Raw genomic sequence first — 545 nt, 5'->3', positions numbered from 1 at the left:
GCTGACCCACGGCGCGCGACCGCCGCTGGTCAAATACCGTGCTGATGTTGCAGCGGCCGTCAGCGAGATCAAGACCCGACGTGCTGCAGCGATCCAGGAGGCGTCGAGCTTGCACTGAGGCATCGGCAATTGCTCGCAGCTGCGATATTGATCGTTTGCATCGTTGTCGGACTTGCTGTGCGCCGCAAAACTGTCGGATGATTAAGAGCCCCTGCATGATTTTTATGCTACGCACGCTTCCGCTTGAAGCGAAGGATGGATGATGCCGAACGAGACCTCGCCCCGCGCCGCCTGTTTGATCGGCTGGCCTGCCGCACATTCGCGCTCGCCACTGATCCACCATCACTGGCTGCGCAGCATGGATATTCCGGGCGGCTACAGTATCGAGTCGATTCCGCCGGAAGGCGTGGCCGAATTCGTGATGAACCTGTCCAAGCATGGTTACATCGGCGCCAATGTGACGATCCCGCATAAGGAGCGCGTGCTGAAACTCACCGCGCCGGATCGCCGCGCGCGCGCCGTCGGGGCCGCCAACACGCTATGGT

Annotated in this window: 1 pseudogene; it reads left to right on the top strand. The window is 61.3% G+C overall.

Going from position 1 to position 545, the window contains the following annotated elements:
* Window positions 1-262: 262 nt before the first annotated feature.
* Window positions 263-545 (top strand): annotated as a pseudogene (aroE, locus tag AC1DU6_RS35430) (shikimate dehydrogenase); the annotation flags it as partial.

Source organism: Roseateles sp. P5_B10, from assembly GCF_056400485.1.
Note: the sequence above shows the minus strand (reverse complement) of the source record. Positions and strands in the feature narration are given on the sequence as shown.